Source organism: Streptomyces sp. B1I3, assembly GCF_030816615.1.
Classification (GTDB): Bacteria; Actinomycetota; Actinomycetes; order Streptomycetales; family Streptomycetaceae; genus Streptomyces.
In genome coordinates, this window is record NZ_JAUSYD010000001.1 from 6497499 (window position 1) to 6524140 (window position 26642).

General features: G+C 71.2%; 28 protein-coding genes and 1 pseudogene. 14 read left to right on the forward strand and 15 right to left on the reverse strand.

Annotated features, from left to right (window positions below):
* Positions 1-92: 92 nt before the first annotated feature.
* The 4 genes from pheS to QFZ58_RS29540 all read left to right on the forward strand — a co-directional run bounded on the left by pheS (position 93) and on the right by QFZ58_RS29540 (position 6105).
* Positions 93-1220, forward strand: a complete 1128-nt coding sequence (gene pheS / locus QFZ58_RS29525) for a phenylalanine--tRNA ligase subunit alpha (RefSeq protein WP_307127934.1) — start codon at positions 93-95, stop codon at positions 1218-1220.
* Positions 1220-3733 (forward strand): phenylalanine--tRNA ligase subunit beta, encoded by a 2514-nt coding sequence (gene pheT, locus QFZ58_RS29530; RefSeq protein ID WP_307127935.1) that lies wholly within the window; start codon positions 1220-1222, stop codon positions 3731-3733. The genes pheS and pheT overlap by 1 nt, the downstream gene beginning before the upstream one ends.
* Before the next feature lie 413 nt (positions 3734-4146).
* Positions 4147-5487, forward strand: coding sequence for a transcriptional regulator (locus tag QFZ58_RS29535; RefSeq protein ID WP_307127936.1), 1341 nt, complete (start codon positions 4147-4149; stop codon positions 5485-5487).
* An 87-nt stretch (positions 5488-5574) separates the two neighbouring features.
* On the forward strand, positions 5575-6105 hold the full coding sequence (locus QFZ58_RS29540) for an NUDIX domain-containing protein (protein ID WP_307127937.1): 531 nt from the start codon (positions 5575-5577) through the stop codon (positions 6103-6105).
* A 32-nt stretch (positions 6106-6137) separates the two neighbouring features.
* Here the strand turns inward: QFZ58_RS29540 and QFZ58_RS29545 are convergent.
* The 7 genes and pseudogenes from QFZ58_RS29545 to QFZ58_RS29575 all read right to left on the reverse strand — a co-directional run.
* Positions 6138-6278: pseudogene (locus QFZ58_RS29545) on the reverse strand (3-hydroxyacyl-CoA dehydrogenase family protein); the annotation flags it as partial.
* Positions 6279-6387: 109 nt separating this feature from the next.
* Positions 6388-6510 carry a hypothetical protein gene (locus QFZ58_RS29550; protein ID WP_307127938.1) on the reverse strand — a complete coding sequence of 41 codons (123 nt, stop codon included), beginning with the start codon at positions 6508-6510 and terminating at the stop codon, positions 6388-6390.
* 5 nt (positions 6511-6515) lie between these two features.
* Positions 6516-7157, reverse strand: coding sequence for a response regulator (locus QFZ58_RS29555; RefSeq protein WP_373428608.1), 642 nt, complete (start codon positions 7155-7157; stop codon positions 6516-6518).
* Positions 7158-7256: 99 nt separating this feature from the next.
* Positions 7257-8921, reverse strand: coding sequence for a histidine kinase (locus QFZ58_RS29560; RefSeq protein ID WP_307127939.1), 1665 nt, complete (start codon positions 8919-8921; stop codon positions 7257-7259).
* A 151-nt stretch (positions 8922-9072) separates the two neighbouring features.
* Positions 9073-9870 carry an ABC transporter permease subunit gene (locus QFZ58_RS29565; protein WP_307127940.1) on the reverse strand — a complete coding sequence of 266 codons (798 nt, stop codon included), beginning with the start codon at positions 9868-9870 and terminating at the stop codon, positions 9073-9075.
* A gap of 45 nt (positions 9871-9915) precedes the next feature.
* On the reverse strand, positions 9916-10596 hold the full coding sequence (locus QFZ58_RS29570; RefSeq protein ID WP_307127941.1) for a phosphatase PAP2 family protein: 681 nt from the start codon (positions 10594-10596) through the stop codon (positions 9916-9918).
* Positions 10593-11549, reverse strand: coding sequence for an ABC transporter ATP-binding protein (locus QFZ58_RS29575; RefSeq protein WP_307127942.1), 957 nt, complete (start codon positions 11547-11549; stop codon positions 10593-10595). Before QFZ58_RS29575 ends, QFZ58_RS29570 begins: the two co-directional genes overlap by 4 nt.
* A gap of 323 nt (positions 11550-11872) precedes the next feature.
* On the opposite strand from QFZ58_RS29575, the gene QFZ58_RS29580 reads away from it, so the two are divergent.
* The 3 genes from QFZ58_RS29580 to QFZ58_RS29590 are packed head-to-tail and all read left to right on the forward strand — an operon-like array spanning position 11873 to position 13162.
* Positions 11873-12271 (forward strand): nuclear transport factor 2 family protein, encoded by a 399-nt coding sequence (locus QFZ58_RS29580; RefSeq protein WP_307127943.1) that lies wholly within the window; start codon positions 11873-11875, stop codon positions 12269-12271.
* 49 nt (positions 12272-12320) lie between these two features.
* Entirely contained in the window at positions 12321-12680 is a 360-nt protein-coding gene (locus QFZ58_RS29585) for a hypothetical protein (RefSeq protein ID WP_307127944.1), read from the forward strand.
* Between the two features lie 17 nt (positions 12681-12697).
* On the forward strand, positions 12698-13162 hold the full coding sequence (locus QFZ58_RS29590) for a hypothetical protein (protein ID WP_307127945.1): 465 nt from the start codon (positions 12698-12700) through the stop codon (positions 13160-13162).
* Positions 13163-13442: 280 nt separating this feature from the next.
* On the opposite strand, the gene QFZ58_RS29595 is transcribed toward QFZ58_RS29590, so the two are convergent.
* Positions 13443-14303 carry a 3-hydroxybutyryl-CoA dehydrogenase gene (locus tag QFZ58_RS29595; RefSeq protein ID WP_307127946.1) on the reverse strand — a complete coding sequence of 287 codons (861 nt, stop codon included), beginning with the start codon at positions 14301-14303 and terminating at the stop codon, positions 13443-13445.
* Between the two features lie 228 nt (positions 14304-14531).
* Between QFZ58_RS29595 and QFZ58_RS29600 the strand changes: the two genes are divergently transcribed.
* A complete protein-coding gene (locus tag QFZ58_RS29600; RefSeq protein ID WP_307127947.1) occupies positions 14532-15785 on the forward strand; it encodes a glycoside hydrolase family 10 protein in 1254 nt (417 codons plus the stop codon).
* Positions 15786-15833: 48 nt separating this feature from the next.
* Here the strand turns inward: QFZ58_RS29600 and QFZ58_RS29605 are convergent, their stop codons facing one another.
* Complete coding sequence (locus QFZ58_RS29605) at positions 15834-16037, reverse strand: DUF1918 domain-containing protein (RefSeq protein ID WP_307127948.1); 204 nt, start codon at positions 16035-16037, stop codon at positions 15834-15836.
* Positions 16038-16082: 45 nt separating this feature from the next.
* Positions 16083-17063: a DMT family transporter gene (locus QFZ58_RS29610; protein ID WP_307127949.1), complete on the reverse strand. Its 981-nt coding sequence runs from the start codon at positions 17061-17063 to the stop codon at positions 16083-16085.
* Between QFZ58_RS29610 and QFZ58_RS29615 the strand changes: the two genes are divergently transcribed.
* The 4 genes from QFZ58_RS29615 to QFZ58_RS29630 all read left to right on the forward strand — a co-directional run bounded on the left by QFZ58_RS29615 (position 17062) and on the right by QFZ58_RS29630 (position 20858).
* A complete protein-coding gene (locus QFZ58_RS29615) occupies positions 17062-18534 on the forward strand; it encodes a PLP-dependent aminotransferase family protein (protein WP_307127950.1) in 1473 nt (490 codons plus the stop codon). The two genes, QFZ58_RS29610 and QFZ58_RS29615, sit on opposite strands and share 2 nt — an antisense overlap.
* Positions 18531-18968: a GNAT family N-acetyltransferase gene (locus tag QFZ58_RS29620; protein ID WP_307127951.1), complete on the forward strand. Its 438-nt coding sequence runs from the start codon at positions 18531-18533 to the stop codon at positions 18966-18968. The genes QFZ58_RS29615 and QFZ58_RS29620 overlap by 4 nt, the downstream gene beginning before the upstream one ends.
* Positions 18969-19035: 67 nt before the next feature.
* Entirely contained in the window at positions 19036-19614 is a 579-nt protein-coding gene (locus QFZ58_RS29625) for a histidine phosphatase family protein (RefSeq protein WP_307127952.1), read from the forward strand.
* A 92-nt stretch (positions 19615-19706) separates the two neighbouring features.
* Complete coding sequence (locus QFZ58_RS29630; protein WP_307127953.1) at positions 19707-20858, forward strand: serine hydrolase; 1152 nt, start codon at positions 19707-19709, stop codon at positions 20856-20858.
* Between the two features lie 67 nt (positions 20859-20925).
* Here QFZ58_RS29630 and QFZ58_RS29635 read toward each other — a convergent pair whose 3' ends face one another.
* Positions 20926-21726, reverse strand: coding sequence for a LysR family substrate-binding domain-containing protein (locus QFZ58_RS29635; protein ID WP_307127954.1), 801 nt, complete (start codon positions 21724-21726; stop codon positions 20926-20928).
* Between the two features lie 58 nt (positions 21727-21784).
* On the opposite strand from QFZ58_RS29635, the gene QFZ58_RS29640 reads away from it, so the two are divergent.
* Complete coding sequence (locus QFZ58_RS29640) at positions 21785-22183, forward strand: DUF5997 family protein (RefSeq protein WP_307127955.1); 399 nt, start codon at positions 21785-21787, stop codon at positions 22181-22183.
* A 104-nt stretch (positions 22184-22287) separates the two neighbouring features.
* Here QFZ58_RS29640 and QFZ58_RS29645 read toward each other — a convergent pair whose 3' ends face one another.
* From QFZ58_RS29645 to QFZ58_RS29655, 3 genes are all read right to left on the reverse strand, one after another.
* Positions 22288-22524 carry a hypothetical protein gene (locus QFZ58_RS29645; protein ID WP_307127956.1) on the reverse strand — a complete coding sequence of 79 codons (237 nt, stop codon included), beginning with the start codon at positions 22522-22524 and terminating at the stop codon, positions 22288-22290.
* Positions 22525-22630: 106 nt separating this feature from the next.
* The gene (locus QFZ58_RS29650; RefSeq protein ID WP_307127957.1) at positions 22631-23386 is read right to left on the reverse strand and encodes a DUF6193 family natural product biosynthesis protein; all 756 of its coding nucleotides are present in this window, start codon (positions 23384-23386) and stop codon (positions 22631-22633) included.
* A gap of 287 nt (positions 23387-23673) precedes the next feature.
* Positions 23674-24249, reverse strand: coding sequence for a CGNR zinc finger domain-containing protein (locus tag QFZ58_RS29655; RefSeq protein ID WP_307127958.1), 576 nt, complete (start codon positions 24247-24249; stop codon positions 23674-23676).
* 103 nt (positions 24250-24352) lie between these two features.
* On the opposite strand from QFZ58_RS29655, the gene QFZ58_RS29660 reads away from it, so the two are divergent.
* Positions 24353-25528: an epoxide hydrolase family protein gene (locus QFZ58_RS29660; protein WP_307127959.1), complete on the forward strand. Its 1176-nt coding sequence runs from the start codon at positions 24353-24355 to the stop codon at positions 25526-25528.
* A 95-nt stretch (positions 25529-25623) separates the two neighbouring features.
* Here the strand turns inward: QFZ58_RS29660 and QFZ58_RS29665 are convergent, their stop codons facing one another.
* Positions 25624-26634, reverse strand: a complete 1011-nt coding sequence (locus QFZ58_RS29665; protein ID WP_307127960.1) for a DUF5937 family protein — start codon at positions 26632-26634, stop codon at positions 25624-25626.
* Between the last annotated feature and the right edge of the window lie 8 nt (positions 26635-26642).

Consider the following 26642-nt stretch of genomic DNA (forward strand, 5'->3'; position numbering starts at 1 on the left):
TCCCCGCGGCCCGTAGACTCGACTTTTGGCACCTTTGCGTCCTCAGTCGTCGAACCAGGGTCGCCACCAGCCAATCGGAAGCACGGGAAGAGATGTCGGCACCGAACAAGTCGTACGACCCAGTCGAGGTCGAGGCACTGAAACCGGAAGAGATCGAGCGCATGCGGGACGAGGCGTTCGCCGCCTTCGCCGCCGCCGGCGACCTCGAGGCGCTCGCCCAGGCGAAGACCGCGCACACCGGTGGTACCTCGCCCCTGTCGCTCGCCAACCGGGAGATCGGCGCCTTGCCGCCGCAGGCCAAGGCCGAGGCGGGCAAGCGCGTGGGCCAGGCCCGCGGCGCCGTCTCCAAGGTGCTGGCCGCCCGCCAGGCCGAGCTGGAGGCCGAGCGTGACGCCCGGGTGCTGGTCGAGGAAGCGGTGGACGTCACCCTGCCCCACGACCGCGTCCCGGCCGGCGCGCGGCACCCTCTGACAACCATCATGGAGCGCGTCGCCGACGTCTTCGTCGCCATGGGCTACGAGATCGCCGAAGGCCCCGAGGTCGAGGCGGAGTGGTTCAACTTCGACGCCCTGAACTTCGTGCCCGACCACCCGGCGCGGCAGATGCAGGACACCTTCTTCGTCCAGGGCGCCGAAGGCACCAGGAGCGACGAGTCCGGTGTCGTGCTGCGCACGCACACCTCGCCCGTCCAGGCCCGCTCGCTGCTCAGCCGCAAGCCTCCGGTCTACGTGGTCTGCCCCGGCCGGGTCTACCGGACCGACGAGCTCGACGCGACGCACACCCCGGTCTTCCACCAGATCGAGCTGCTCGCCGTCGACGAGGGCCTCACCATGGCCGACCTCAAGGGAACGCTGGACCACATGGTCCAGGCACTCTTCGGCCCGGACATGAAGACCCGGCTGCGGCCGAACTTCTTCCCGTTCACCGAGCCGTCCGCAGAGATGGACATGGTCTGCTACGTCTGCCGCGGTGAGTCCGTCGGCAACCCGGACCGCCCCTGCCGCACCTGCGGCAGCGAGGGCTGGATCGAGCTCGGCGGCTGCGGCATGGTCAACCCCAAGGTGCTCACGGCCTGCGGCGTCGACCCCGAGAAGTACAGCGGGTTCGCCTTCGGGTTCGGCATCGAGCGGATGCTGATGTTCCGGCACAACGTCGAGGACATGCGAGACATGGTTGAGGGCGACGTCCGGTTCACCCGGCCGTTCGGGATGGAGATCTGATGCGCGTCCCGCTTTCCTGGCTGCGGGAATACGTCGACCTGCCGGCGACGGAGACCGGCCGCGACGTACAGGCCAAGCTCGTCTCCGTCGGACTCGAGGTCGAGACCGTCGAGCAGACCGGCGCCGGCCTCAAGGGCCCCCTGGTCGTCGGACAGGTACTGACCATCGAGGAGCTGGAGGGCTTCAAGAAGCCCATCCGCTTCTGCACCGTCGACGTCGGCACGGCCAACGGCACGGGTGAGCCGCAGGAGATCGTCTGCGGCGCCCGCAACTTCTCCGTGGGCGACAAGGTCGTCGTCGTCCTCCCGGGCGCCGTCCTGCCCGGCGACTTCGCGATCGCCGCGCGCAAGACGTACGGCAAGACCTCGCACGGCATGATCTGCTCCACGGACGAGCTCGGCATGGGCGACGACGGCACGCACGGCATCATCGTGCTGCCGCCCGAGTTCGAGCCCGGCACCGACGCGATCGAGCTCCTCGAGCTCGTGGACGAGGTCCTGGACATCGCCGTCACGCCCGACCGCGGCTACTGCCTCTCGATGCGGGGCGTGGCCCGTGAGACCGCCATCGCGTACGGCCTGCCGCTGCGCGACCCGGCGCTCCTGGACGTGCCCGCTCCGAACGCGTTCGGCTACCCGGTGAAGGTGTCCGACCCGATCGGCTGCAGCAACTTCACCGCGCGTACCGTCACCGGCCTGCAGCCCGAGGCGCGCTCCCCGATCTGGATGCAGCGCCGGCTGCAGAAGGCCGGGATGCGTCCGATCTCGCTCGCCGTGGACATCACGAACTACGTCATGCTCGAGCTCGGCCAGCCGCTGCACGCCTACGACCGCACCCGCGTCGACGGGCCGATCGGTGTGCGCCGCGCCCAGCAGGGCGAGAAGCTCACCACGCTCGACGGTGCCGTGCGCGTCCTGGACTCCGCCGACCTCGTGATCACCGACGACCGCGGGCCCATCGGTCTCGCCGGCGTCATGGGCGGGGCGAACACGGAGATCGCCGACGTACAGGCCGAGACGGCCGGCACCACCGAGGTCGTCATCGAGGCCGCGCACTTCGACGCGATCGCCATCGCCCGGACCGCGCGCCGCCACAAGCTGTCCTCCGAGGCCTCCAAGCGCTTCGAGCGCGGGGTCGACCCGCAGGCCGCCGCCGCTGCCGCGCAGCGCACCGTCGACCTGCTGGTCCTCCTGGCGGGCGGCACGGCCGAGGCCGGCGTCACGGAGATCAGCGCCCCCCGCGCACCGCGCACCATCGCGATGCCCGCCGCCCACCCCGACCGGGTGGCCGGCGTCGAGTACGGCCGCGAGACCGTCGTGCGCCGCCTCCAGGAGGTCGGCTGCGACGTCTACGGGCAGGACGAGCTGATCGTCACGGTGCCGTCCTGGCGCCCCGACCTGGCCGAGCCGAACGACCTGGCCGAAGAGGTCATCCGGCTGGAGGGGTACGAGAACCTCCCGTCCACCCTGCCGACGCCGCCGTCCGGCCGCGGGCTCACCGACGGACAGCGGCTGCACCGCCGCATCGGCCGGGCCCTCGCCGGGGCCGGATACGTCGAGGCGCTCAGCTACCCGTTCATCGGCGAAGCCGTCCTCGACCAGCTCGGCCTGGAGAAGGGCGACGCCCGCCGCCGTACGGTCACCCTCGTCAACCCGCTCTCCGACGAGGAGCCCTCGCTGCGCACCACGCTGCTGCCGGGCCTGCTCGGCGCACTGCGGCGCAACGACGGCCGCGGCAGCCACGACCTCGCCCTGTTCGAGACGGGCCTGGTCTTCAGGCCCACCGGCCAGGAGACGAAGGCCGTACGGCTGCCCGTCGACCGCCGTCCCACCGACGAGGAGATCGCCGGGCTGAACGCGGCACTCCCGCGCCAGCCCCGCCGCGCCGCAGTCGTCCTCGCGGGCGCCCGTGAGCAGGCAGGCTGGTGGGGCAAGGGCCGCCCCGCCGACTGGGCGGACTCCGTCGAGGCGGCGCGCACGATCGCCCGCGAGGCGGGCGTCGAGCTGACCGTCCGCGCCGACCGGCACGCGCCCTGGCACCCGGGCCGCTGCGCGGCGCTCTACGTCACGGTGGACGGCCAGGAGACCTTGTTCGGGCACGCGGGCGAACTGCACCCGCGCGTCATCAAGGAGCTCCACCTGCCCGAGCGGACCTGCGCCATGGAGGTCGAACTGGACGTCCTGGAGCAGGCCGTCGACGGCGTGCTGCAGGCGCCGCGGATCTCCACCTTCCCGGTGGCGACCCAGGACGTCGCGATCGTAGTAGGCGCCGACGTTCCCGCCGACGCGGTGGAGAAGGCCCTGCGCGAAGGCGCCGGTGACCTCCTCGAATCGCTGCGGCTGTTCGACGTCTTCACCGGTGAGCAGATCGGCGAGGACAAGAAGTCCCTGGCGTACGCGCTGCGCTTCCGTGCGGCCGACCGCACACTGACGGTCGAGGAGGCCACCGCCGCCCGCGACACGGCGGTCGCGCTGGCCGCCGAGCGCACCGGCGCGGTGCTGCGCGGCGCATAGGGCCTTTGGTCCGGGCACGCGGGCCCGGACGGGTCCGCACGAGAGGGCCGTAGGCACTCGTGGACAGTGAGAAGGGGCGTATCCGGCCACCGGATACGCCCCTTCCTCTCTCGCAGGACGGCCCGGGGACCGCACGCGGGCCCTCCTGTCATCGAGGCAGTAGGTCGTGCGATCCGGCGCCGTCCCTCCTGCCACGGAGTGTCGGGCAGGTCGGCAGGAGGGACGGCGCGGGGGCGGGTCGTCGAACTGTACGAGGGGGAGCCGACGACCCGGCCGCCTCTTGCGAGGCACTCATTCAAGCCGCCGGTGCCCCGTCGGGGCAGAGCGCACGGCGGCACGGTTCGGGCACTGCGTTCACACCCCGTGTGAATCGCGCTCCACTATGCTCGTCGCCACACGCACATGGGGGGGCGATGGAGCCCAACGTCCTGCTCGAATCCCTGATCGACGAGGCGGGTGTGTCCCGTGCGGGGCTCGCCGGTCACGTCAACCAGGCCGGCCGTGCCCGTGGCCTGGGCCTGAGGTACGAACACACCGCGGTCTCCCGTTGGCTCAAGGGCCAGCGCCCGCGCGGGCAGGTGCCCGACCTGATCTGTGAGGTCCTCGCCGGCAGGCTGCACCGGTCCGTCACGCTCGACGACATCGGCCTGGGCGTCTCCGGCGCCCGGACGGCGGCGCACGGCTCCACGCTCTGCGGATTCGTCGAGCACGCCACCGCGCTGTGGCGCTCCGACGAACAGCAGCGCCCGCACCTGGCGACCGCCGCGGCCGTCACGGGCACGCCGGCGGTGATGCCCGTGTGGGAGTGGGAGAACCCACCCGAGGACGCCGACGTCTCGCGCCCCGGGCCGTCCCGCGTGAGCGCGGCGGACATAGGGATGCTTCGAGCGGCGCGGTCCCACTACGAACAGATGTACCGGAAGGCGGGTGGCATCGCGACCAGATCCCGCATCGTCGGCTTCCTCAACGCCGAGACGGCACCGCTGCTGCGGGGCGGGTACAGCGACGCGCTGGGCCGCCGGCTGCACCGTGCGACCGGCGGGCTGGTGGCCGTCGCCGGTATCTGCGCCTACGACTCCGACGCGCACGGCCTCGCCCAGCGCTACTTCCACCAGGCGCTGCGCCTGGCCAAGGCCAGCGGCGACCGCGGGTTCGGCGCCTATGTGATCGCGCTGCTGGTCAACCAGTCGCTGTTCCTGGCCGACTACCGCAGGTCGGTCGCCTTCGCCGAGGCGGCACTGCGGGCAGCGGGCCCGCACCTCACCCCGGCCCTGGCCGCCGATCTGTACGCCATGCAGGCCAAGGCCTACGCGCAGCTCGGCGACCGGCCGAGCGCCCTGGAGCGCATCCGCCGGGCCGAGACCGAGGCCGGGCGGATCCGCCCCGGACACGAACCGGAGGAGACCGGATACGTCCAGCCGGGCCTCGTCAACGTCCAGGTGGCCGAGGCGCTGCTCGGTCTCGGGGATCTCACCGGGGCCAGGGAGCACGCGACGGCGGCCGTACGCTCCCCTGCGCACGACCGGGGCAGAGTGCACCGGCTGGCCATGCTCAGCCATCTCGAACTCCTCCAGGGAGACGCGGACCAGGCGGCCGGCACGGCGTGTGAAATGGCCGAACACGCCTGCGGTATGGAGTCCCGGCGGCTCCGGGACCGGCTCCGTTCGGTGCGCGAACTCCTGGCCGCGAGCGGCTGCGCCGACGCGCAGGCCGCGGCCGGCCTGATCGACGGAGCGTTGCGCGTGCCCCTGTGAGCCCCGTCCGAGCCGCCCCCGCGCGTTCCGCTGCGGGGCGGCCCCTGCTCCGATGTTGTCATCGACCAATCGGAAGGTGGCAGCACTGTGCAGTGGACGAACTTGAACGAACAGGCCGTGTACGCGAATCGCTGGTTCCGAGTCAATCTGGCGGATGTCGTCCTCCCCGACGGCCGCCATCTCGACCACTTCGTCATCCGGCTCCGCCCCGTGGCGGCGGCCACGGTCGTCAACGAGGCCGACGAGGTGCTGCTGCTGTGGCGGCACCGCTTCATCACCGACAGCTGGGGGTGGGAACTCGCGGCCGGCGTGGTGGAGGACGGCGAGGACATCGCCGCCGCGGCCGCCCGGGAGATGGAGGAGGAGACCGGCTGGCGGCCCGGAGAGCTGAGTCCGCTGATGACCGCCGAGCCCGCCAACGGCCTCACCGACGCGCGCCACCACCTCTTCTGGTCGCGCGAGGCGACCTACACCGGCCGCCCGGTGGACGACTACGAGTCCTCGCGCCGCGAGTGGGTGCCGCTCAAGCTGGTGCCCGACATGATCGCGCGCGGCGAGGTTCCGGCGGCGGCCATGGCGGCCGGTCTGCTGATGCTCCATCACCTGCGGCTGGGCTGAGGGCGCCCGGGGAACGAGGGCCGGCCGCAAGCTCACCGGTCGGCCCTCGGTACGGGCCGAAGGCCCTCACGCGTACGGGTAGAACCCGATCCCGTCCTGCGGCCGAGCCGGCCCGCGTCGACCATGCGCTGGAGCAGCGGGGGAGCGGCGTACAGCGGCTCCTTGTACTCCGCGCAGGACACCGAGGACCCTGCGGCGCTGCAGCGTGTGGAGGTGCTCGGGGTCGCCGAGTGCGGTCTCGGCGTGGCTGAGCAGGGCCAGGCGGCGGGCGGTGCTTTCCTGTTAGCGGTACCAGCCCACCGCGGCGACCACTTCGTCGGTCCTCGACTGGCTCCAGCCCGCCGCTTCCCGCTGGGCCGCGCGGGCACGCTCCAGGGCGGTGCGGACCATGTCCGGGCGCGGCATGGGCGTCACAGCTCCTTTTCCACCAGACCGGTCTCGTACGCGATGATCGCCGCCTGCACCCGGTTGCGTACCTCGAGGGACATGAGGATGGAGCTGACGTAGCTCTTCACCGTCCCTTCCACGACGTGCAGTCGCTTGGCGATGTCGGCGTTGGACAGGCCCTGGCCGAGGAGGGCGAGGACTTGGCGTTCGCGTTCGGTGAGTGTCTCGACGCGTTCGCGTGAGGCGGCATTCCGCACCATGCGCTGGCCCGCGGAGCCGCGGTTCAGCTCGGCGATGATACGGCCCGCGACCTCGGCCGAGAGATAGGCGGCGCCCCGTGCGGCGGCGTGTACACCGGTCAACAGTTCCCGGGGATCACCGGACTTGAGCATGAACCCGCCGGCACCGTCGCCCAGGGCCCGGGCGACATACTCGTCCTCGGAGAAGGTGGTGAGGATCAGGACGGAGGTCTCCGGGACCTTGCGCTTGATCTCCGCGGTTGCGGCGAGCCCGTCCATCACCGGCATCCGGATGTCCATGAGGACCACGTCAGGGCGGTGTCTGAGGGTCAGGTCGACGGCTTCGGCGCCGTTACTGGCCTCCGCCACCACATGGATCTCGGGATCGGCGGCGAGGATGGCCTTCACGCCGGCCCTGATCATCATCTCGTCGTCGGCAAGGATGAGTCGGATGGCAGTAATCGTGCTCTCCCTATTCTGTGGGGACCTGGGTGCGCGGAGACGGGGGACGGTCCGCCCGGCCGGTCAATCATGGTCGACGGGTTCGCGGGACCTGGCCGTGATGACGTCCTTGTGCGTCAGCTCGCCATCTTGAAAGCAGAGCCTGAACACGTCGACGCGTACGAACAGCGCCGAACTCCCCCGGTAGTACCGGCAGTCGGCGCCCTCGGGCTCGGGGAGCGATTCGGAGGGCGGATCGCTCATCTCGTTGTCGGGCAGCAGGTGCTGTATCTGGCCCGTGGTGCTGCCGAGCTCGATCCGATCGTAGAACTTCGGGGCGAGCGCCGACGACGAGGACAGATAGGCGTAGTAGCCGAGCATGCCGACGGCCAGGCACACGCACAGGCTGAGCGGCAGGGCCACCAGGGAGATGAACCGCCGGCGCAGCCGGGTGGTGGCGTGCGCCAGGCTGTCCTCGGTGATCTCGGCGTGGGTGTTGATCGGCGCCGTGGTGCTGCCGGCCTGGCGCATGGCGGGCGGGGTGCGCGGCAGGCTCGCCTGCACCTCGAAGCCGCCGTCGTGCAGGGGGGCCGCGCGCAGGGCGCCGCCCGCGAGCCGGGTCCGCTCCTCCAGCCCGATCAGTCCGCGCCGGCCTTGCACGGCCGGCCGGTCGGGCCGCTGCGGCGAGGGTCCGTTGCGTACGGTGACCGTCACCTCGTCGACAGCGTAGGCGAGCCGGACCGCGATGCGTGATCCGGGCGCGTGCTTCATGGCGTTGGTCAGCGACTCCTGCACCACCCGGAACAGGGCCTTGTCGGTCATGTCGCCGAGGCTCCCGATATCGCCGCTGCGGTCGAACGCCACGTCCACTCCGCTGTCGCGGGCGCGTTCCACCAGGTCGCCGATGTCCGGCTGGGCGGGCTCCATCCGGGCCGGGGCGTCGTCCTCCCGCAGGACTCCGATGATGTCGCGCAGCCGTTCCAGGGAGCTGGCGGCGTTGGCCCGCAACTCCCCCGCCGCGTCCCGGAAGCGCTCGTCGACGCCAGGCGTGACCTGCAGGGCGCCCGCGCGCAGCGCGATCAGGCTGAGCTCGTGGCCCAGCGAGTCGTGCATGTCCTCGGCGATACGGGTGCGTTCGCGCAGCCGGGCCTGTTCCACGCTGATGCGCTGCTGGAGCTCCAGCTGGCGGGCGTGCTCCCAGCCGGCGTGCTGCAGTTCGCTGCGCTGGCGTGCGTAACGGCCCACCAGCCACGGCAACTGGCAGGCGAAGATCAGGGAGGTCACCAGGACGAACCACATCGGCAGCGTCAGCCCGGCGAAGGCTGTGACCGCGGTTCCCGCCAGGACCACCACGCCGACCGAGGCGAGCACCGAGGCCGGCCGCATCGGCAGCCGTCCCACGGTGAAGCTGCTGATGAACACGGCCGGCAGATACGGCGACACCACAATGGAGCCGACATCGTTCTGCATGACCCCGACGAACCACCACAGGCCCAGGCACAGTACGAACGAGACGAGGGGCAACCGCAAGTAGAGCAGCACGGCGGCGCCGATCACCGCGGCGCCGACGAGGAGTTGCAGCGGCCGGTGCTCCACCGCGTTCATGCTCTGTACGAGCAGCAGGGCGGGGATGTTGAGCGCGACCCAGGTGAGCAGCGAGGCCGAGATCCAGCGCCTGGGCCTCGGCGAGCGCTCGGTGGGGGCCAGCCAGTCGGCGAGTGTTCGCAGATGGGGAGGGATGCAGGTCACTGTGTTCACCTTAAGTCAGCCGACCGGCGGCGTAGCAGGAGCCATGGGTCAACCGGCTTGGTGTCGGACGGGTGTTGCGCATCCGAACGGGGGATGCTGAATGCGCAACACCCGCACGCCCCGGTTCTGCGACCGGGACGTGATCGGAGGGTCAGGCGTCGCGGCGGCGCAGCGCCTGATGGCCGACCGCAGTGATCACCACGGACCACAGGAGCAGGAAGACGAAGGCCGTGCCCGCTCCGTACGGACTGGTGTCCGCGTTCATGAAGTGCGTGCCCGCCGAGTTGGGCATCCGGTCGGAGAGCCAGACCAGCGGCGACATGTCGGAGGCCTGCAGGATCACCGGCATCACGGTGAGGCCGACGAACACGATCGTCAGGGTGCCCGCGGCGCTGCGCACCGCGATGGCGACGCCGATGGTCAGCGTGCTGATCAGGGCCAGGTAGACGCCCATGCGCAGGGAGGTGGCGAGAATTTCTCCCCCGTCGGCGATCGCCTTGTCGCCCAACGTCACGGCCGACATTCCGGCGCCGATGAGGCAGAGCACGACACCGCCGACGAAGTTGACGGCGCCTGCCACGATGTTCTTGGCGGCGAGCATCTGCCCGCGCCTGGGCACGGCCTGCAGCGTGGTGCGCATGCTGCCCGAGGTGTACTCGGCTGTGATCACCAGCATCGACAGGGCGATGAGGGCGAACTCGGCGACGTAGACCGTGTTGACCGCGACCTCGCTGACCGCGACTCCGGCGCTGTTCTTCTTGTTGTTCGCCATGGTCGAGCCGATGATCGGCGCGGTGAGCAGCATCAGCAGGCCGCCGCCGACGAGGCTCCACCAAGTGGACCTGACCGACCACAGCTTGGTCCACTCGGCCTCCACGGCGCCGGGCAGTCCGCCACCGGTCGCCTGCGCCGCACCGGGCGCGGCGGACGGATAGGTCGATGTCGTCATGACAGTTCCCGTTCGGATGAGGAGAGTTGCTGGGGGCGCCGCTGTTCAGCTGCGCGTGGCGGAGTACGGGGCTTGCCGCGGGGCGGGCGGCGCCAGGACGGGCGAGGTGCCGAGGACCAGCGCGAGTGAGGGCTTGCGACGCATCGCCGTGACGAGGTGGGTGCCGGGTGCCCGCAGGGCCAGGAGCACCAGCGGGGCGAGCAGAAGGCCGAGCAGCATGCCGGCCGCGACGTCGTGCAGGTAGTGGACGCCGACGTAGACCCGGGACAGGGCGGCCAGGACCGCCACCGGCAGCAGCAGTACACCGATGAGGCGCCAGCTGATCAGGAGGGTGGCCACTGCGGAGGCGGCGATCACCGAGTGGTTGCTGGGGAAGGAGTAGTCACCGGTGGCCGGACACTCCGCGATGGCCCGCACCCCGGGGATGTCCCGGCAGGGCCGCTCCTCGTGCAGCCATACCTTGATGCCTTCGCTGAGGGCGTAGACCACCACGACTGCGAGCGGCGCGATCAGCGCGTACGCCATGGCGCGGTCGTCGCCCTTGCGGGCCCGCCACCACTGGAAGATCATGACGCCGACGAACAGCAGGATGCCGCCCTCGGTGAACAGCTCGCCGAGCGTCTGCAGCCAGTCGGGGGTGCCGACCGCCCACTCGGTGATGTCGCGGTACACGCCGACGCCGTAGCCGGGTCCGGCCTTCGCCAGAGGTACGAGGGTGGTGGTCATGCGCGGCCTCCGTCGACATCCGACTCCGGCGCGGGGCGCGAGGCAGGGGTTCCGTACTCGACGCTGTCGGCGGTGAGCTCCATGTAGGCCTGCTCCAGGGAGGCCTCGACGGTGCGCACCTCGTGCAGGCGCACGCCCAGCTCGTACGCCAGGTCGGAGACCCGGTCGACGGTGAGCCCGTTGATGTGCAGTTCGTTGGCGCTCTCCCAGCGGACGGGCACTCCCCACTCGAAGAGGCGGGCGACCAGGCGCTCCAACGCGGGGGTCTCGGGACCGCGGGCCTTGACGGCGTTCAGGGAGCTGGCGTCGATGAGCTGCTTGACCGAGGTCTCGGTGATCAGCTTGCCCTTGCCGATGATGACCAGCTGGTCGGCGGTCAGCTGCATCTCGCTCATCAGATGGCTGGAGACGAAGACCGTGCGGCCCTCGGCGGCCAGGCCGCGCATCAGGCCGCGGATCCAGCGCACACCATCCGGGTCGAGGCCGTTGACCGGCTCGTCGAACATGACGATGCCCGGGTTGCCGAGCAGTGCGCCTGCGATCCCGAGGCGCTGGCTCATGCCGAGTGAGAACGTTCCGGCGCGGTGATCGGCCACCGAGGTGAGGCCGACGGTCTCCAGGACCTCGTCGACCCGGGCCGTCGGGATGCCGTTCGTCCGGGCGAGCGCCTTGAGGTGATTGCGGGCGCTGCGACTGGGGTGCACCGCCTTGGCGTCCAGGAGCGCGCCGATCTCGCGCAGCGGGTGGCGCAGCTGCTCGTAGGGCCGGTTGTTGACCAGGGCATGGCCCTCGGTGGGGCGGTCCAGGCCCATGATCATGCGCATGGTGGTGGACTTGCCCGCGCCGTTGGGGCCGAGGAACCCGGTGACCCGGCCCGCCGGGACCGTCAGGGAGAGGGCGTCGACCGCGGCGCGGTCGCCGTACCGCTTGGTCAGCCCCTGTAGGGTGATCATCTATGCGCTCCCTGCCTCAACACGTTCATCGTCACGTAACGAAACGTAAGGGCCGGGCAGGGGTCTCCACAGTGCACGAAGGCCAGTGAGCACCCCTACTTTAGTCAGGACTTCGGCCGGAACCTTCGGCACATGCCCGGCGCCTCTCGCCGAGCGGTCGGAAGGCATCGCAGAGTGGACTGCTGGTAGACGGACGGGATTCACCGCCAGTCCGGTTCCCTTTCGCCGACGATGTCCGAACAGGTTCCACTCCGCCCTTTTCCTGCTGCCTTCGCCAGGCCATACGCAGACAGATCCTTCACCCAGGGAGAACGTCCGGGCGCATGAATGAGTTTGTTTCGGCACCCGCCCGACCCGCCCTTTCGCCATCGTCACCTACGGAATCCGTACGCGCCTATTACCGCCTGGTCGACGCCGATGACATCACCGGGCCGCTCCAGCTGTTCGAACCCACCGCGCAGTACCGAAGGCCCGGATACGCAGAGCTCAACGGCCCTGCCGAGCTGGAGCGCTTCTACCGGGACGAGCGGGTCATTGAGAGCGGAACCCATTCCATCGCCACACTCGTCTGCGAGGGTCGTGAAGTGGCCGTGCGCGGCGCTTTCGAAGGAGTGCTGCGTGACGGGGTGAAAGCATCACTGCGCTTTGCCGATTTCTTCGGCGTGACCGCGGCGGGGACATTCTCGCTGCGCGAGACATTCTTCTTTGCGCCACTGGTTTGATTGCTTGAGTCATTGACGGGGGATATCAGAATCATGCACAATCCAGCGAATGACGCTCACGCCTGCCCGCGCGCCATTCGGTGAACTCCTCACCCCGCACATGGTGACCGCGCGGTGGCAGCAGGGTGCGGGCTGGTCCCGGCCGCACCTGGAGCCTTTCGCGGACCTGCCGATGTCACCGGCCATGGTCGGCCTCCACTACGGCCAGGTGGTCTTCGAGGGTCTGAAGGGATACCGGCGCCCGGGCGGCGGCGTGGACCTGTTCCGGCCGCTGGACCACGCCGCCCGGCTGCGCCGCTCCGCGGAACGCCTCGCCATGCCCGTACTGCCCGAGGCACGCTGTTCCAGGACGCCGTCGAACTCCTCGTCTCCGCCGACCAGGCGAGCTTGCCCCGGCAACCCGGACTGAGCCTGTACCTGCGTCCGGTGCTCTTCGCCGACGAGGCCAACCTGGCACTGCGCCCGGCCCGTTCGTACACCTTCCTGCTGATCGCCTTCATCACCGGCGGCTTCTTCTCCGACCGGCCGGACCCCGTCACGGTGTTCGTCAGCCGCGACTGCACGCGTGCCGCGCCGGGCGGCACCGGTGGTGCGAAGTTCGCGGGCACAGGGGTGGTCAGGGTGCTCAACAATGACGGTGGAACACTTTGTAGAGGTCCGACAGCCACCGGTGCTCGTCGCTCGGGACGGGGTGACCCGGCGCAGCCGGCTCAACTGAGGTCGCCCCAGTGGGTCGCTGGCAGCGCCACCGGTGGACGGCCGGTGGACAGACGCCTTTGGACGGTGCAGCACAGGCCGACCTACCGCACGTGCTCTGATCAGGAAGAAGGTCAGTACGCAGCGGGAGACGGCACCACGCAACATAGTCGCTCTCGGACTCGTAATGCGTAGGCCCGAGATCCGAGTTGCTAGGGACTTTTCAGGGACTTCCAACTCTGTCAGAGGGATATCCGAGGGAGTTTTCGCAGTACAAGCACGGAAGATTGCGACAGTGCTGAAAGGCCCAGGGCTTCGGGCCCGCACATCCGCGCCGTCGCTCCACTGCGCCCGGCGCGGATGTGCGGGCCGGCAGTGGAAGACGAGGCTCTTTCGAAGCCGCACACGGTCCTGACCTCGGAGAACGTGCCCCGGCGGGCCCGGCAGGGTGAGCGCCGGGCCCGCGGGCGGGTGGTCAGGCGTACGGGTAGAAGCCCGAGCCGGTCTTGCGGCCGAGTCGGCCCGCGTCGACCATGCGCTGGAGCAGCGGGGGAGCGGCGTACAGCGGCTCCTTGTACTCCGCGTACATCGAGTCGGCGACCGAGGCCACCGTGTCCAGGCCGATCAGGTCGGCGAGCTTCAGGGGACCCATCGGGTGGGCGCAGCCCATCTCCATGCCGTTGTCGATGTCCTCGCGGCTGGCGATGCCCGACTCGAACATCCGGATCGCCGAGAGGAGGTACGGGATCAGCAGGGCGTTGACCACGAAGCCGGACCGGTCCTGGGCGCGGATGGCGTGCTTGCCGAGTACGTCCTGCACCACCGCCTCGGCGCGCTTGACGGTCGCGTCCGACGTCGTCAGGGCGGGGATCAGCTCGACGAGCTTCTGCACCGGCGCCGGGTTGAAGAAGTGGATACCGATGACCTGGTCGGGCCGGGAGGTCGCGACGGCCAGCTTCACCAGGGGGATGGAAGAGGTGTTCGAGGCGAGGATTGCGTCCGGCCGCGTCACCACCTGATCGAGGACCTGGAAGATCTCGGTCTTGACCTGCTCGTTCTCCACGACGGCCTCGATGACGAGGTCACGGTCGGCGAACTCGCCGAGGTCGGTCGTGTAGCTGAGGCGGCCGAGCGTCTCGTCGCGCTCCTCCTCGGTGATCTTGCCGCGTTCGGCGGCCTTCGAGAGGGAGTTGTGCAGCCGGGTACGCCCTATCTCCAACGCCTCGCCGGTGGTCTCCGCCACCATGACATCGAGGCCGCTGCGGGCGCACACCTCCGCGATGCCTGCGCCCATTTGGCCACAGCCCACCACTCCGACGCGTGCAATGTCGGCCATAGAGTCCGTCACCTCGTGCCTTTCGCTGATCCTCGTGCGGCAGTATCCGTCTGATTCCGGTGCCCGCCTCGACCCCACGACGTTACTCCGCGATCAGGCCCCCATGACCTGCGGGTCGCGGGGCGGGGGCGGGCATGATCTGCGTCACGCACGACGGCCGGAGCGACACATGAGGACACAGAGAGACGAAAGGCGCGATCGATGCGGCATTGTGGCCGAAGGTCTTTTGTGATGAGCGCGGCAGGAATGCTCGCCGCCCTGGTGACGGCGGGTGACGCCGTCGCCGTTCCCCGGTCCGGCGCCGCCGTGCCCGTGCCGGGCCCGGGAGCGGCGCCACGGCGCCGGAGAGCGGCGCAGGGCGAGATGCGCGGCATGTGGATCTCCACCGTCGCCAACGTGGACTGGCCCTCGAAGACCGGTCTGTCGGCCGCCGCCCAGCAGGCCGAGCTGATCGACCACCTGGACCGTGCGGTCGACCTCGGGCTGAACGCCGTCGTCCTCCAGGTCCGGCCGACCGCGGACGCGCTCTGGCCCTCCCCGTACGAACCGTGGGCGCAGTACCTCACGGGGGTCCAGGGCAAGGACCCGGGTTGGGACCCGCTCGGCACGGCGGTGCGTGAGGCGCACGCCCGCGGGCTGGAACTGCACGCCTGGTTCAACCCGTACCGGGTGGCGAACCACACCGACCCCTCGCGGCTCGTCGCCGACCACCCCGCCCGGGTGCACCCGGAGTGGGTCCTGCCCTACGGCGGCAAGCTCTACTACAACCCGGGGCTGCCCGAGGTCAGGAAGTTCGTTCAGGACGCGATGCTCGACGCGGTGAGCCGCTACGCCATCGACGCGGTCCACTGGGACGACTACTTCTACCCGTACCCGGTGGCGGGCCAGGACTTCGACGACGACGACGCGTACGCGCGCCACGGGGGTGCCTTCGCGTCCAAGGCCGACTGGCGCCGCGACAACATCGACCGGCTGGTGCGCGAGACGTCCGAACGGATCAAGGACACCAGGAGCGGCGTCCGGTTCGGCATCAGCCCCTCCGGCGTGTGGCGCAACAAGGCGACGGACGCGCTGGGATCCGACACCAGCGCGGGCGTACAGACCTACGACGACCTGTACGCCGACACCCGTGCATGGGTGAAGAAGGGGTGGATCGACTACATCTGCCCGCAGATCTACTGGCACATCGGCCTCGCGTCGGCCGACTACGCCGAGCTCGTGCCGTGGTGGGCGGAGACCGTGCGGGGCACCGGGGTCGATCTGTACATCGGGGAAGCCCTGTACAAAGCCGGCGACCCCGCCCAGCCGGCCGCCTGGCAGGACCCGGCGGAACTCTCCCGCCACCTCGATCTCGCCGCAGACCACCCGGAGGTGGGCGGCCACGTGTTCTTCTCCGCGAGACACGTCAAGGCCGACCCCGTCGGGGCCATGGCGCGCGTGGTGGCCGACCACTACCAGGTCCGTGCCCGTACTCCACGCTGAACCGGCGGGTGCGCCGGAGGCCCAGGAGGCGCCCGGCGCACCCGCGCCCTACCGGTCTCGATCCTGCGCGGCGGTGTGCTGGACGACGCTGTCGGGGCCGGGGGACCTGATCGACTCGTGTCCGTCGTCGAAGCGCAGACGGTACGGCGGACTGCCTCCGTCACCGAGCACTTCGACGATCTCTGCGACCTGGTCGTGCTGCCCCACGGTCCTGCCGTGCGTCAGCAGCCTGTCGCCCATGTGTGCCTCCATCGGGAGTGACCTCCTCACGGGGTGGCGGTCCGTATATCGACAAGTCTATGACCGCGGGCCCTGGCCGCCTCCTGGACGGGCGGCCGTGCCTCCCCCCGCGCGGCCGCCCGACCGCTGGGTGGCGGCGATGCAGACCAGGACGGCCACCGCTGCCACCGGGGCGGCCGCGGACACCTTCTCGCCGAGCGCAAGGAACGACCAGACCAGGGTCAGCAGCGGCTGCGCCAGCTGGAGCTGGCTGGCCCGGGGCACGCCGATCTCCGCCATGCCCCGGTACCAGACGTACAGCCCGAGGAAGGTCGATCCACCGGCCACCCAGACCAGCCCGGCGACCCCGTGTGCCGTGAGGTGCACCGGCTCGAAGGGCAGCGCAACGGCCGCCCCGGCCACCGCGAGCGGCAGGCAGAGGACGAGGGCCCAGCCGATCACCTGCCAGCCCGGCATCACCTTGGCCAGCCTTCCGCCCTCGGTGTAACCGGCCGCACAGACCAGCAGCGCCCCGAAGAGATACAGGTCTCCGCCGGAGAGTGCCCCGCCACTCTGCTGGACCGTGAAGGCGATGACCACGGCGGCTCCGGCCAGCGCCGCGATCCAGAAGGCGCGCGGCGGGCGCGAGCCGGTGCGCAGCGCCGCGAGAAGCGCGGTCGTCAGCGGCAGCAAACCCACCACCACCGCTGCGTGCGAGCTGGTGGAGGTCTGCAGGGCCAGCGTGGTCAGGAGGGGGAATCCCACCACCACGCCCCCGGCGACAACCGCCAGGCCGCCCCAGTGACGGCGGGCCGGCAAGGGCACCCGGCCCGCCAGCAGGGCGCAGCCCGCGATCAGGGCGGCGAGCAGGCTGCGCAGGGCGACCAGGGACCAGGGGCCGAAGCTCTCCAGCCCCCACACGGTGGACGGGAAGGTCAGGGAGAAGGCGACGACGCCGAGCCCGGCGAGCAGGACGCCGCCGCGCGCGCTCTTCGCGCCCGTCGGATCGGCGTCAACCGCTATCGTCCTGTGTCCAGTAGCGCTATCCTGTGCTGTCATGGAAGAGCGTAGCAGTGCCTCCGAGCTGGTTAGTTCTCTGAGGAGCGAGCTGAACCGCTACTCACCCGGAGGGAAGCTGCCGTCCAGCCGGGCACTCGTCCAGCGCTTCGGGGTCAGTCCCGTGACGGTCTCGCGGGCCGTCGCGCAGCTCGCCGCCGAGGGGCTGGTCGTCACCCGGCCCGGCGCGGGAGCCTTCCGGGCCGAGCCCCGCAGCGCCGTGCCCGCGCCGGGCGACACGTCCTGGCAGGAGGTGTCCCTCAGCGGCGACGGCGGACCCGAGGTCGTGCCCCGCACGGTCGACGCCTCGGGGGTCCTGGTCACGCTCGCCGCGCCGCCGTCCGGGGTCATCGAGTGCAACGGGGGCTATCTGCACCCCTCGCTCCAGCCGGAACGTGCCATGGCCGCCGCCCTGGCCCGCGCGGGCCGCCGCCCCGGGGCGTGGGGCCGGCCGCCCACCGACGGGCTGGACGAGCTGCGTGCCTGGTTCGCCCGGGAGATCGGCGGCACGGTCACCGCAAGCGACGTCCTGATCACCGCGGGCGGGCAGAGCGCGCTGGCCACCGCCCTGCGGGCGCTCTCCCCGCCCGGCGCCCCCGTTCTCGTCGAGTCACCCACCTACCCGGGCATGCTGGCGGCCGCCCGCGCCGCGGGGCTGCGGCCGGTGCCCGTGCCGGTGGACGCCGACGGGGTGCGTCCCGATCTCCTGGAAGCGGCCTTCCGCGCGACCGGGTCACGGGTCTTCGTCTGCCAGCCGCTCTTCCAGAATCCGACCGGAGCGGTCCTCGCGCCGGAGCGGCGCGGGCAGATCGTGCGCATCGCCCGGGACGCCGGCGCCTTCGTCGTCGAGGACGACTTCGCGCGGCGACTCGTCCACGCGGACGCGGGGCCGCTGCCCGTCCCCCTGGTGGCACACGATCAGGACGGGGTCGTCGTCCACGTCTGTTCCCTCACCAAGGTGACCTCGCCGAGTCTGCGCGTCGGCGCGCTGGCCGCCCGGGGGCCGGTCCTGGAGCGGCTGCGCGCCATCCAGGTCGTCGACAGCTTCTTCGTGCCCCGTCCGCTCCAGGAGGCGGCGCTCGAACTCGTCGGCTCCCCGGCGTGGGGGCGCCATCTGCGCGCCGTGGCCGCCGAGCTCGCCGGCCGGCGTACCGCCACGACGGCCGCGGTACGGCACCACCTGCCCGAACTCGCCCTGCCCCTCGTGCCGTCCGGGGGCGGCACCCTGTGGCTCCGGCTGCCCGGGCCGGGAGCCGGCGAGCCCGCCCTGGTCTCCGCCGCACTGCGGGCCGGCGTCGCCGTCGCGCCCGGCAGGCCGTACCACTGTGCCGAGCCCCCGGCCGGGCACATCCGGCTGAGCTTCGCGGCCGTCTCCGGTCCCGCCGAGCTCGCCGAGGCGGTGCGGCGGCTGCGCACCGCCTGCGACGAACTGTTCGGCCCCCCGCCCGGCCCGGACGGTAGCCTCCGCGCATGAGCGACCACGACACGTCCGAGAGGCGTCACGAGATCTCGTCCGATCCCTCCCGGCTCGATACCGCCCGCATCCACCACTGGCTCTCCACGGACGCCTACTGGGCGCTCGGCCGCACCCCGGAGCAGCAGGAGCGGGCGATAGCCGGTTCCCTCAACTACGGTGCCTATGACCTGACTTCGGGTGAACAGGTCGCCTACGCCCGGGTGGTGACCGACCACGCCTCCTTCGCCTGGATCTGCGACGTCTACGTCGACCGGGCGGCCCGCGGCCACGGCCTCGGCACCCGCCTCGTCACCGCCGTCCGGGACCACCTGACACCGCTGGGCGTACGCAGGCTCATGCTCGCCACCAAGGACGCCCACGGGATGTACGCGAAGATCGGGTTCACGCCGCTGGAGGCGCCGGACATGTGGATGTCCCTCGAGGCGGGCTGAACCGGGCGCCCGTTCACGCCGCGCCGCCCTCTTGACCGGCGCGGCGTTCGGCTCCACGATCGCGCCCATGAGTGTTCGGGTCTCGCTGGTCGCCGCAGCACGCAGCTCAGCCCTCCTCGCCGAGCGTTTCGACGACGACCGGCCACTCGACCACGCGGGCTGGCGGGAGGTGCAGTTCGTCGCGCACGTCCTGGTGCCGCTGCTCGGGGCCGCCGAACTGCGCTACTGCTCCCCCACCCCCCGCAGCCGCGCCACCGGGGACGCCCTCGGCTTCGCCCCGCTCGTCCAGCCCGCGCTGCGGGACTGCGACATGGGACGCTGGCGCGGCCTGACCCTGGCGGAGGTGGCCGCCCACGAACCGGATGCCGTCGACGCCTGGCTCGCCGACCCCCGCTCCGCCCCGCACGGCGGCGAACCGCTCATGGCCTTCATCTCCCGGATAGGGGGCTGGCTCGACACCCGGCCTGCCTGCGACGGTCTCATCGTCGCCGTCGCCGAACCCGCAGTGGTCCGCGCCGCTCTCGTCTACGCCCTGAACGCCCCGCCGTCGGCGTACTGGAACGTGGACGTCCGGCCGCTCTCCACCCTCACGCTCACCGGTCTCCCCGGCCGCTGGAGCCTGAGCCTCCAGTCGCTCACCGGCTGACCGGGGCCACGGAGGGAAGGACGCGGCAGCTGACGTCTTTCCGCCGGTCCGACCAGTCGGTATGGTGCAATCCCCGAGCCGAGGAGAGACCCGTGCCGCAGATCCATGGCCACTGCGACGACAGGTTCACCGCCGTGCGCGACGCCTTCGCGGCCAACTTCGCGGAGCGTGACGAACTGGGCGCGGCCGTCACCGTACTCGTCGACGGCACCCCGGTCGTGGACCTCTGGGGTGGCTGGGCCGACGCGGCCCGCACCCGCCCGTGGGAGCGGGACACCGTGGTCAACGTCTGGTCCACGACGAAGGGCCCGACCGCGCTCTGCGCCCACGTCCTCGTCGACCGTGGCCTGCTCGACCTGGACGCTCCCGTCGCCGCGTATTGGCCCGAGTTCGCCGCCGCCGGCAAGGAGTCCGTCCGCGTACGCCACCTGCTCTCGCACCGGTCGGGAGTCGCGGGCCTGCGTCAGGAGCACACCCTGGCCGAGCTCTACGACTGGGAGCTGACCACGGCGCGCCTCGCGGCCACCGAACCCTGGTGGGAGCCGGGCACCCGTTCCGGGTACCACGCGATCTCCTACGGCTTCCTGGTCGGCGAGGTCGTCCGCCGGATCACCGGCCTGCTGCCGGGGGAGTTCCTGCGGCAGGAGATCACCGGACCGCTCGGCATCGACTTCACCGTAGGCCTCCCGGAGGAGGACGCGGGCCGGGTCGCCGAGCTCGTCCAGCCGAAGGCCGTCTTCCGCGAACAATCCGCGCTCTTCGCCCGGATGGAGCCGGTGGCCATCGCCTCCCTGCTCAACCCCGGCACCGGGACGGCTGCCGCCAACACCCCCGCCTGGCGGGCCGCCGAGATCCCCGCCGCCAACGGTCACGGCACCGCCCGCGCGGTCGCCGCCCTCTACGCCATCCTCGCCGGACGCGGCAGCCTCGACGGCCGGCGCATCCTCTCCGAGGAGGCCGCGGAGCGGGTCCGGGAGGGGCAGGGCCCCTGCCGGGACCTGGTGCTGGGCGCCGGGTTCGCCCATGAGACAGAGCTGGGTCTCGGACTCTGGCTGAGCGGCCCCAACGCCTCGTACGGGCCCAACCCACGGGCCGTCGGACACGACGGGGCGGGCGGCTCCTGCGGACTCGCCGACCCGGAGGCCGGGGTCGCGCTCGGCTACGTCATGAACCGCATGGGCCCGCACATCGCGGACGACCCCCGCAAGATGGCGCTGGTCGAGGCGGTGTACGGGGCCCTGTGAGCCCGTTGGGGGCGCGACCGGCGCGGCTGCTCCCCGAAGCGCTAGGGGCAGGGGCTCCGCCCATCCGCTACGGCCGGCGGCGCGGCTTTCCGCGTGAGGCGCCGCCCTTGGCGCCACCTCTGGGGTTCTTCGCACCGCCGGAGCCGCCGGAGCCGCCCGAGCCGCCTCGGGAGGTCCTGCCCGCCGCCGGTTTGCGCGGGGCGCCGCCCTTCTTGCCGGTGTCCTTGGCCTTGCCCTTGGGTTGCGGAGGCGTCGGCGGACGCCCTCGTGTGCTGTTGACCGTCCGCCCGCGGACGATCCCGATGAACTCCTCCACGAGGTCGGTCGTCCGCTCCTCCGGCCACGAGAGGGCGATCCGCGACTCGACGACACCGGCGAGGGGCCGGTAGGTGAGGTCCTTGCGGTGGTGCAGCCGGGCCAGCGACTGCGGTACGACGAGCAGCCCCACCCCCGCCGCCACCAGTTCGACGGCGTCCGCCGTCGTGGCGGGCCGCTCGAACGCGGGCCGGCCCGGGGGATGCTCCCAGCCGAGGGTGTCGTCGAGGGGGTGCAGCACGATCTCGTCGGCGAGGTCCTCGGCCGACATCTCCTCGACGGCCGTCGCCGCGTGGTCCTTGGGGATCACGACCACGGTCGTCTCGGTGTAGAGCGGGATCGCGCTGAGGTCCGTACGGTCCACGGGCAGCCGCACGAAACCGGCGTCGGCGCCGCCGTCACGCAGCAGTCCGGCGGCCTCGGCCGCGGGCACACCGACGAGGGACAGCGGGACGCCAGGCAGCCGCTCGTTCCAGATCCGCACCCACTTGGTCGGGGTCACGCCCGGGACGTAGGCGAGCCGGAACGAAGGGGGTACTTCCGAGCCTGTCACCCCGCCAGGTTACCGGCCGTGGTCGGAGGGGGCGCACATGCTCGATACCCTGGGCACCATGACGTCGCACCAGACCACCCAGACGATGAAGCCCGCCACAGCGGCGAAGAAGCTGGGTGTGTACCTCGAAGCCACCCCCGCCGAGTTCCAGGAAGGCGTCGTCTCGCGCGCCGAACTCAACGCGCTGCAGGCCGATCCGCCCGAGTGGCTGCAGGAGCTGCGCCGCAACGGCCCGCACCCCCGGCCGGTGGTCGCCTCGAAGCTGGGCGTCTCCATCGCCGGGCTGGCGCGTGGCGGTGTCACTGAGCCGCTCACCACCGAGCAGATCGACGAACTGAAGAAGGACAGCCCGGAGTGGCTCCAGAAGGAGCGCGCGACCCAGGCCGAGGTCCGCAAGGAGTCCGCGCGGATCAAGGAGCGCGACGCCGCCCGAGCCGAGGAGCCGGGCCGCGACTGACGTGCCCGGCGGCCGTGCGTGACGGCCCGCGGTGTGCGGCGGGGGCCGCCCGGCCGCCCGCATCGGGTCCCGCGGATGTCGGTCCGAGGCGGTGGAGTCGTCGGTCACGACGCATCTCTCCACGAGAGCCGCGCCATGCGTACGTCGCCTGTCGCCTCGCAGTCCGGGTCGCGGTGGAGGACGAGCAGCTGGGACGCGGCGAGGCGCCGCACCGACTCCGGATCGGGCGCGATGACGGCGAGGTCCCTGCCGACGGCGAACCCGCCGTGGATGCCCGCGCTCGGCGCCGTCCTGACCTCTTCGGCGACGTGGGCACGGTAGGCGTCCCGGAACGTCCGCATGTATCTGCCCGTCGCCGGTCCAGAAGACGCGGATGTCGGCGCGAAGCTGCCCGTGGGCAGCATCACGTCTACGCCGTCCGGGCGGTGCCGGCACCTCGGCCCGGCCTCAACGCGGGCCGGTCCAGCCGCCGAGCGTGACCGGGCCGAGGCCGGACGGCAGCCTGTGCACAGCCGCTGCGACGGCCTCGTCCGCCGTGGCGAACAGGCCGAAATCCGGAGTGCTGAAGCCCCTGCCCACTCCGTACGTGGCGTCGCTGCCCGAGGTCAGGCACGGTCCGGCGACGGTCAGGTTCGGGCGGGTGGTGGCCGAGAAGCGCAGCGCCCAGTGGCTCGTGAACGGGTAGAGGGCCCGCAGCGCCGGCTCGGCGTACGCCGCCTCGATGAGGGCTTGGTACTGCTCCTGCCAGGTGTACTCCAGTCCGCGCGCCTCCTGCAGCATGCCCTGCCACTCGGATTCCGTCAGGCGCACGGGATCGCGGTCGGGCACCTCGAACCGGCCGGTCAGGCGCACGAAGGGGGCCGCCCTGCGGATGTCGTCCAGGGCAGCCCCCTCGTGCCACGACTTGGCGGCCCTGGCGACCTGCGCCAGGTCGTCCGTCCTGCCGACGATCAAGGGCAGCCCCTGGAACGGCTCCGCACCGTCGATCGACCACCGTCGCCCGTGCGGCCACCCGCTGATCCGAAGCGGCTCGCGATGTGCCAGGGTGCTCGCCACGCTCGCGTGGAGCAGCGGAGCGGAGTCGGGGGACGTGACGGGGACGGCGCCGAGACAGCCTCCCGCCTCGCCCCGGAGCGCTGCGGCGAGGCTGCCGCAGGCCGCGACGTCGGGGTACAGGACGGCGGGATCAGGAGGGGTCGGCACGGCTCCCGATTGTGCCCGAGCCGCCGGGTTCCAGGGCAGGTGGCCCCAGGGGCGGTCTCGACGGCTGTCCTGCGAGCCCACTGGCCGGAACCCTCAGGGGCCGACTGCAGCGCTGGGGGGCCGACTGAAGCCCCGATGAGCGTGGAGCGGGACGCGAGCGCTGTGTACTGGCCGAGGACGTTGACCGAAGGCGACGGATGGCTCCTGTCAGGGGTGCCGTTGAGGTGCGCCCAACGCGACAGACGTGTTGCGGGTGTGGGACCCACGTGGATGTACCGAAGTGACGATCACTCCGCTGATCTGGGGTTTTTGCGCTGGTTGGCGTTGAAGCGCGCCTTCTTCTGACGATTCCCGCACGTGTTCATGTCGCACCACTTGCGGGTGCGGCTCTGGCTGGTGTCGAAGAAGGCGGCTTGGCAGGTCGGTGACGCACACAAGGCCAACTTCCCGTCTCGTTCGCCTGCGATGATGTCGATCGCGTCGGCGGCGATCACACTGAGGGCATCTTCCACGCAGGAAGCCGAGCTGAGCCGCCATCGCCGCTCACCCTCGGGCGTCAGGACAGCCGCGGCCCGACCGTGAGCGCTGCAGTCGTTGATGACGTGGACAGCAGATGCAGGGAGAGCGTCCTGGATCGCGGCCGCTGTCGCGGCGGCGTGAATCGACTCCCTCAGTTCCCGGGCGAGGCCGAGCTGGGCAGCGGTGCAGGAGTCCACGGCGAGGCCGTTCACTGCCAGCCAGTCGACGAGTCGGTGCGGCGTGGGAATGCGCTCCACGGCGTCGCCATGACGCTCCGACAGAGTCCCCGTGAAGCTGGTCGCCAGCACGTTGCCGAGGCGGAAGTCAGGGAACCGGGCATGCATGGAACCACCTTAGCGGGTTGCGGCGTGGCTCAGGGGACTGCTAGAACCGCCTTAGCCGGTTCACGAATGGTCGTAGCCGGTTCCACGACGGCCAGGAGGTCTCATGCCCCGTCCCACCAGCGACGTGCAAGCATTTGAAGCCCACGCAAGTGACGCCGACCTCGACGATCTGCGCGCACGACTGGCCGCGGCGCGACTGCCGGAGGCCGAGACGGTCCGTCGCGCCGCACCCGGCCCTCGCCGATGGGAACAGGGCGTTCCCCTCGCCGACCTCGTCGATGTCGTGAACTACTGGCGCACCGGGTACGACTGGCGGTCGTTCGAAGCGCGCCTCAACCGGATCGGCCAGTTCCGCACGACCATCGACGACCTGGGAATCCACTTCCTGCACCGCCGATCCGCGCGCGCAGATGCGACTCCTCTGATCCTGACGCACGGGTGGCCGGGCAGCATCGCCGAGTTCGTCGATGTGGTGGACGAGCTGGCAGATCCGAAAGACGCGGGCGCGCCGGCGTTCCACGTCGTGGTCCCGTCGCTACCAGGCTTCGGTTACAGCGACAAGCCGGCCACCACCGGGTGGGGAGTCGAAAAGATCGCGGCCGCATGGGTGGAACTGATGGAAAGGCTCGGCTACAGCAAGTTCGCAGCCCACGGCGGCGACTGGGGAGGTGTGATCACCACTGTTCTCGGTGGCAGGTTCCCGACGCACGTTCTCGGCATCCACACACTGACCCCGCAGGCACCGCCCGGGTTGACAACGGACGGGCTGACGGCGGCCGAGCGCAGATGGACCGAGGAAACCCGCGATTTCTGGAACGGCCCCCGCGCGGCGTACGCGAAGCAGCAGGCGACCCGACCGCAGACCATCGGCTACTCGCTCGTCGACTCACCGGTCGGGCTTCTCGCCTGGATCCTCGACAAGTTCGCCGAGTGGACAGATACCGAAGACAGCCCGTTCGAGACGATTTCCGTAGACCGCATCCTTGACAACGTGACCCTGTATTGGCTGACGCGGGCCGGAGCGTCGTCGGCCCGCATCTACTACGAAAGCCACGACTCGCTCGATCCCGAACTCCGGGTCGACGTCCCGTCAGCGCTCAGTGTGTATCCCCGCGACATCGAGAAGTGCCCGCGCGCCTGGGCGCAGGAGCGGTTCCGGCAGATCGTCCGATGGAGGTCGCCTGAAACCGGGGGACATTTCCCGTCGCTGGAGGTTCCCGAGTATTTCGTCAAGGATCTGCAGGAGGGCCTCGCGGCAGTGCTGGCCGCTCATCACTGAACGCGGCTCGGTGACCCGGCACCCGATCACCACCTGATCCGGCTCGAGGCGTTGCCCGACGGCTTAGGTAGGGCCCGGTCGCGCAGGTGCGTGGTTCACGCTAGGGCGGTGGACGGCGGTGATCCTGAGCCCGCGGCTTCCACGACGGTCCCTCCGGCCCGGGTGCGTGCATACAGCACCTCTCTGCCCACACGGTGGCGGCTCACCAGACCAGCGGTGCGCAGGGCCGTCAGGTGCTGGGAGACGCCGCCGGGAGTCAGCCCGGTGCGGCGGGCGAGGTCGGTGGTCGAGGCGGGGGCTGTCAGTTCGGTCAGGAGGGTTGCACGGGAGCGGCCCAGCACCCCCGCCAGGGCATCGGACACGGTCGCGGGACGCGCCTGCCACAGCGTGCCGACGGCGCGTGGCGGATAGCGCAGTGAGGGCTGCCATGGCTCGTTGAGCACGGAGAACACGCGCGGCCACACGAAGGCGGACGGCACCAGCAGCAGGCCCTGGCCGTCGAGTCGGCGCGCTCCGCGCACGGTGCGGTGCTCCAGGTGCAGAGTGCCTCCGGCCCAGGTGACCTGTGGGTCGAGGTCTGCGAACAGACGCAGGGCGCCGCCTTCGACCAGGCGCCCGGCGCGGTAGCGGATGTCGCCCTCCAACAGCGTGAGGATCCGCGACCAGTACGGCGCCAGTGCCAGCTCCCAGTACGCCTCCAACACGTCGGTCAGTCGTCCGAGCTCGGCTGCGGGGTCGGCGCGCAGCACCGCCATCCGTGCAGGCGGCACCTCGGCCGTCGTGTGCAGGAGCGCCGGCGGGGTGGCCCGGACCGTGGCCAGCTCCACATCCAGTGACGGTAGCGGCGTCGTGGGCGGCGGGCAGATGAAACCCGGAACGCAGTCGGCCCAGGGCGAGCGCGTCGACACCGGAACAAGGTCGAACAGTGGCCCCAGGTCGAGGTCTGCCGCAGCCAGCCTCGGGCGCACCTGATCGGCCCAGGTGCGATGCAGGCCGTGTTCGTCCGCGCCCTTGAGCACCCGGACGCTGGCCACCACCTCCCACAGCGGGGAGATCGCGAAGCGGGTGCGGGCCACATCCTCCAAGCCGAGTCCGATCTCGATCATTTAGCTGA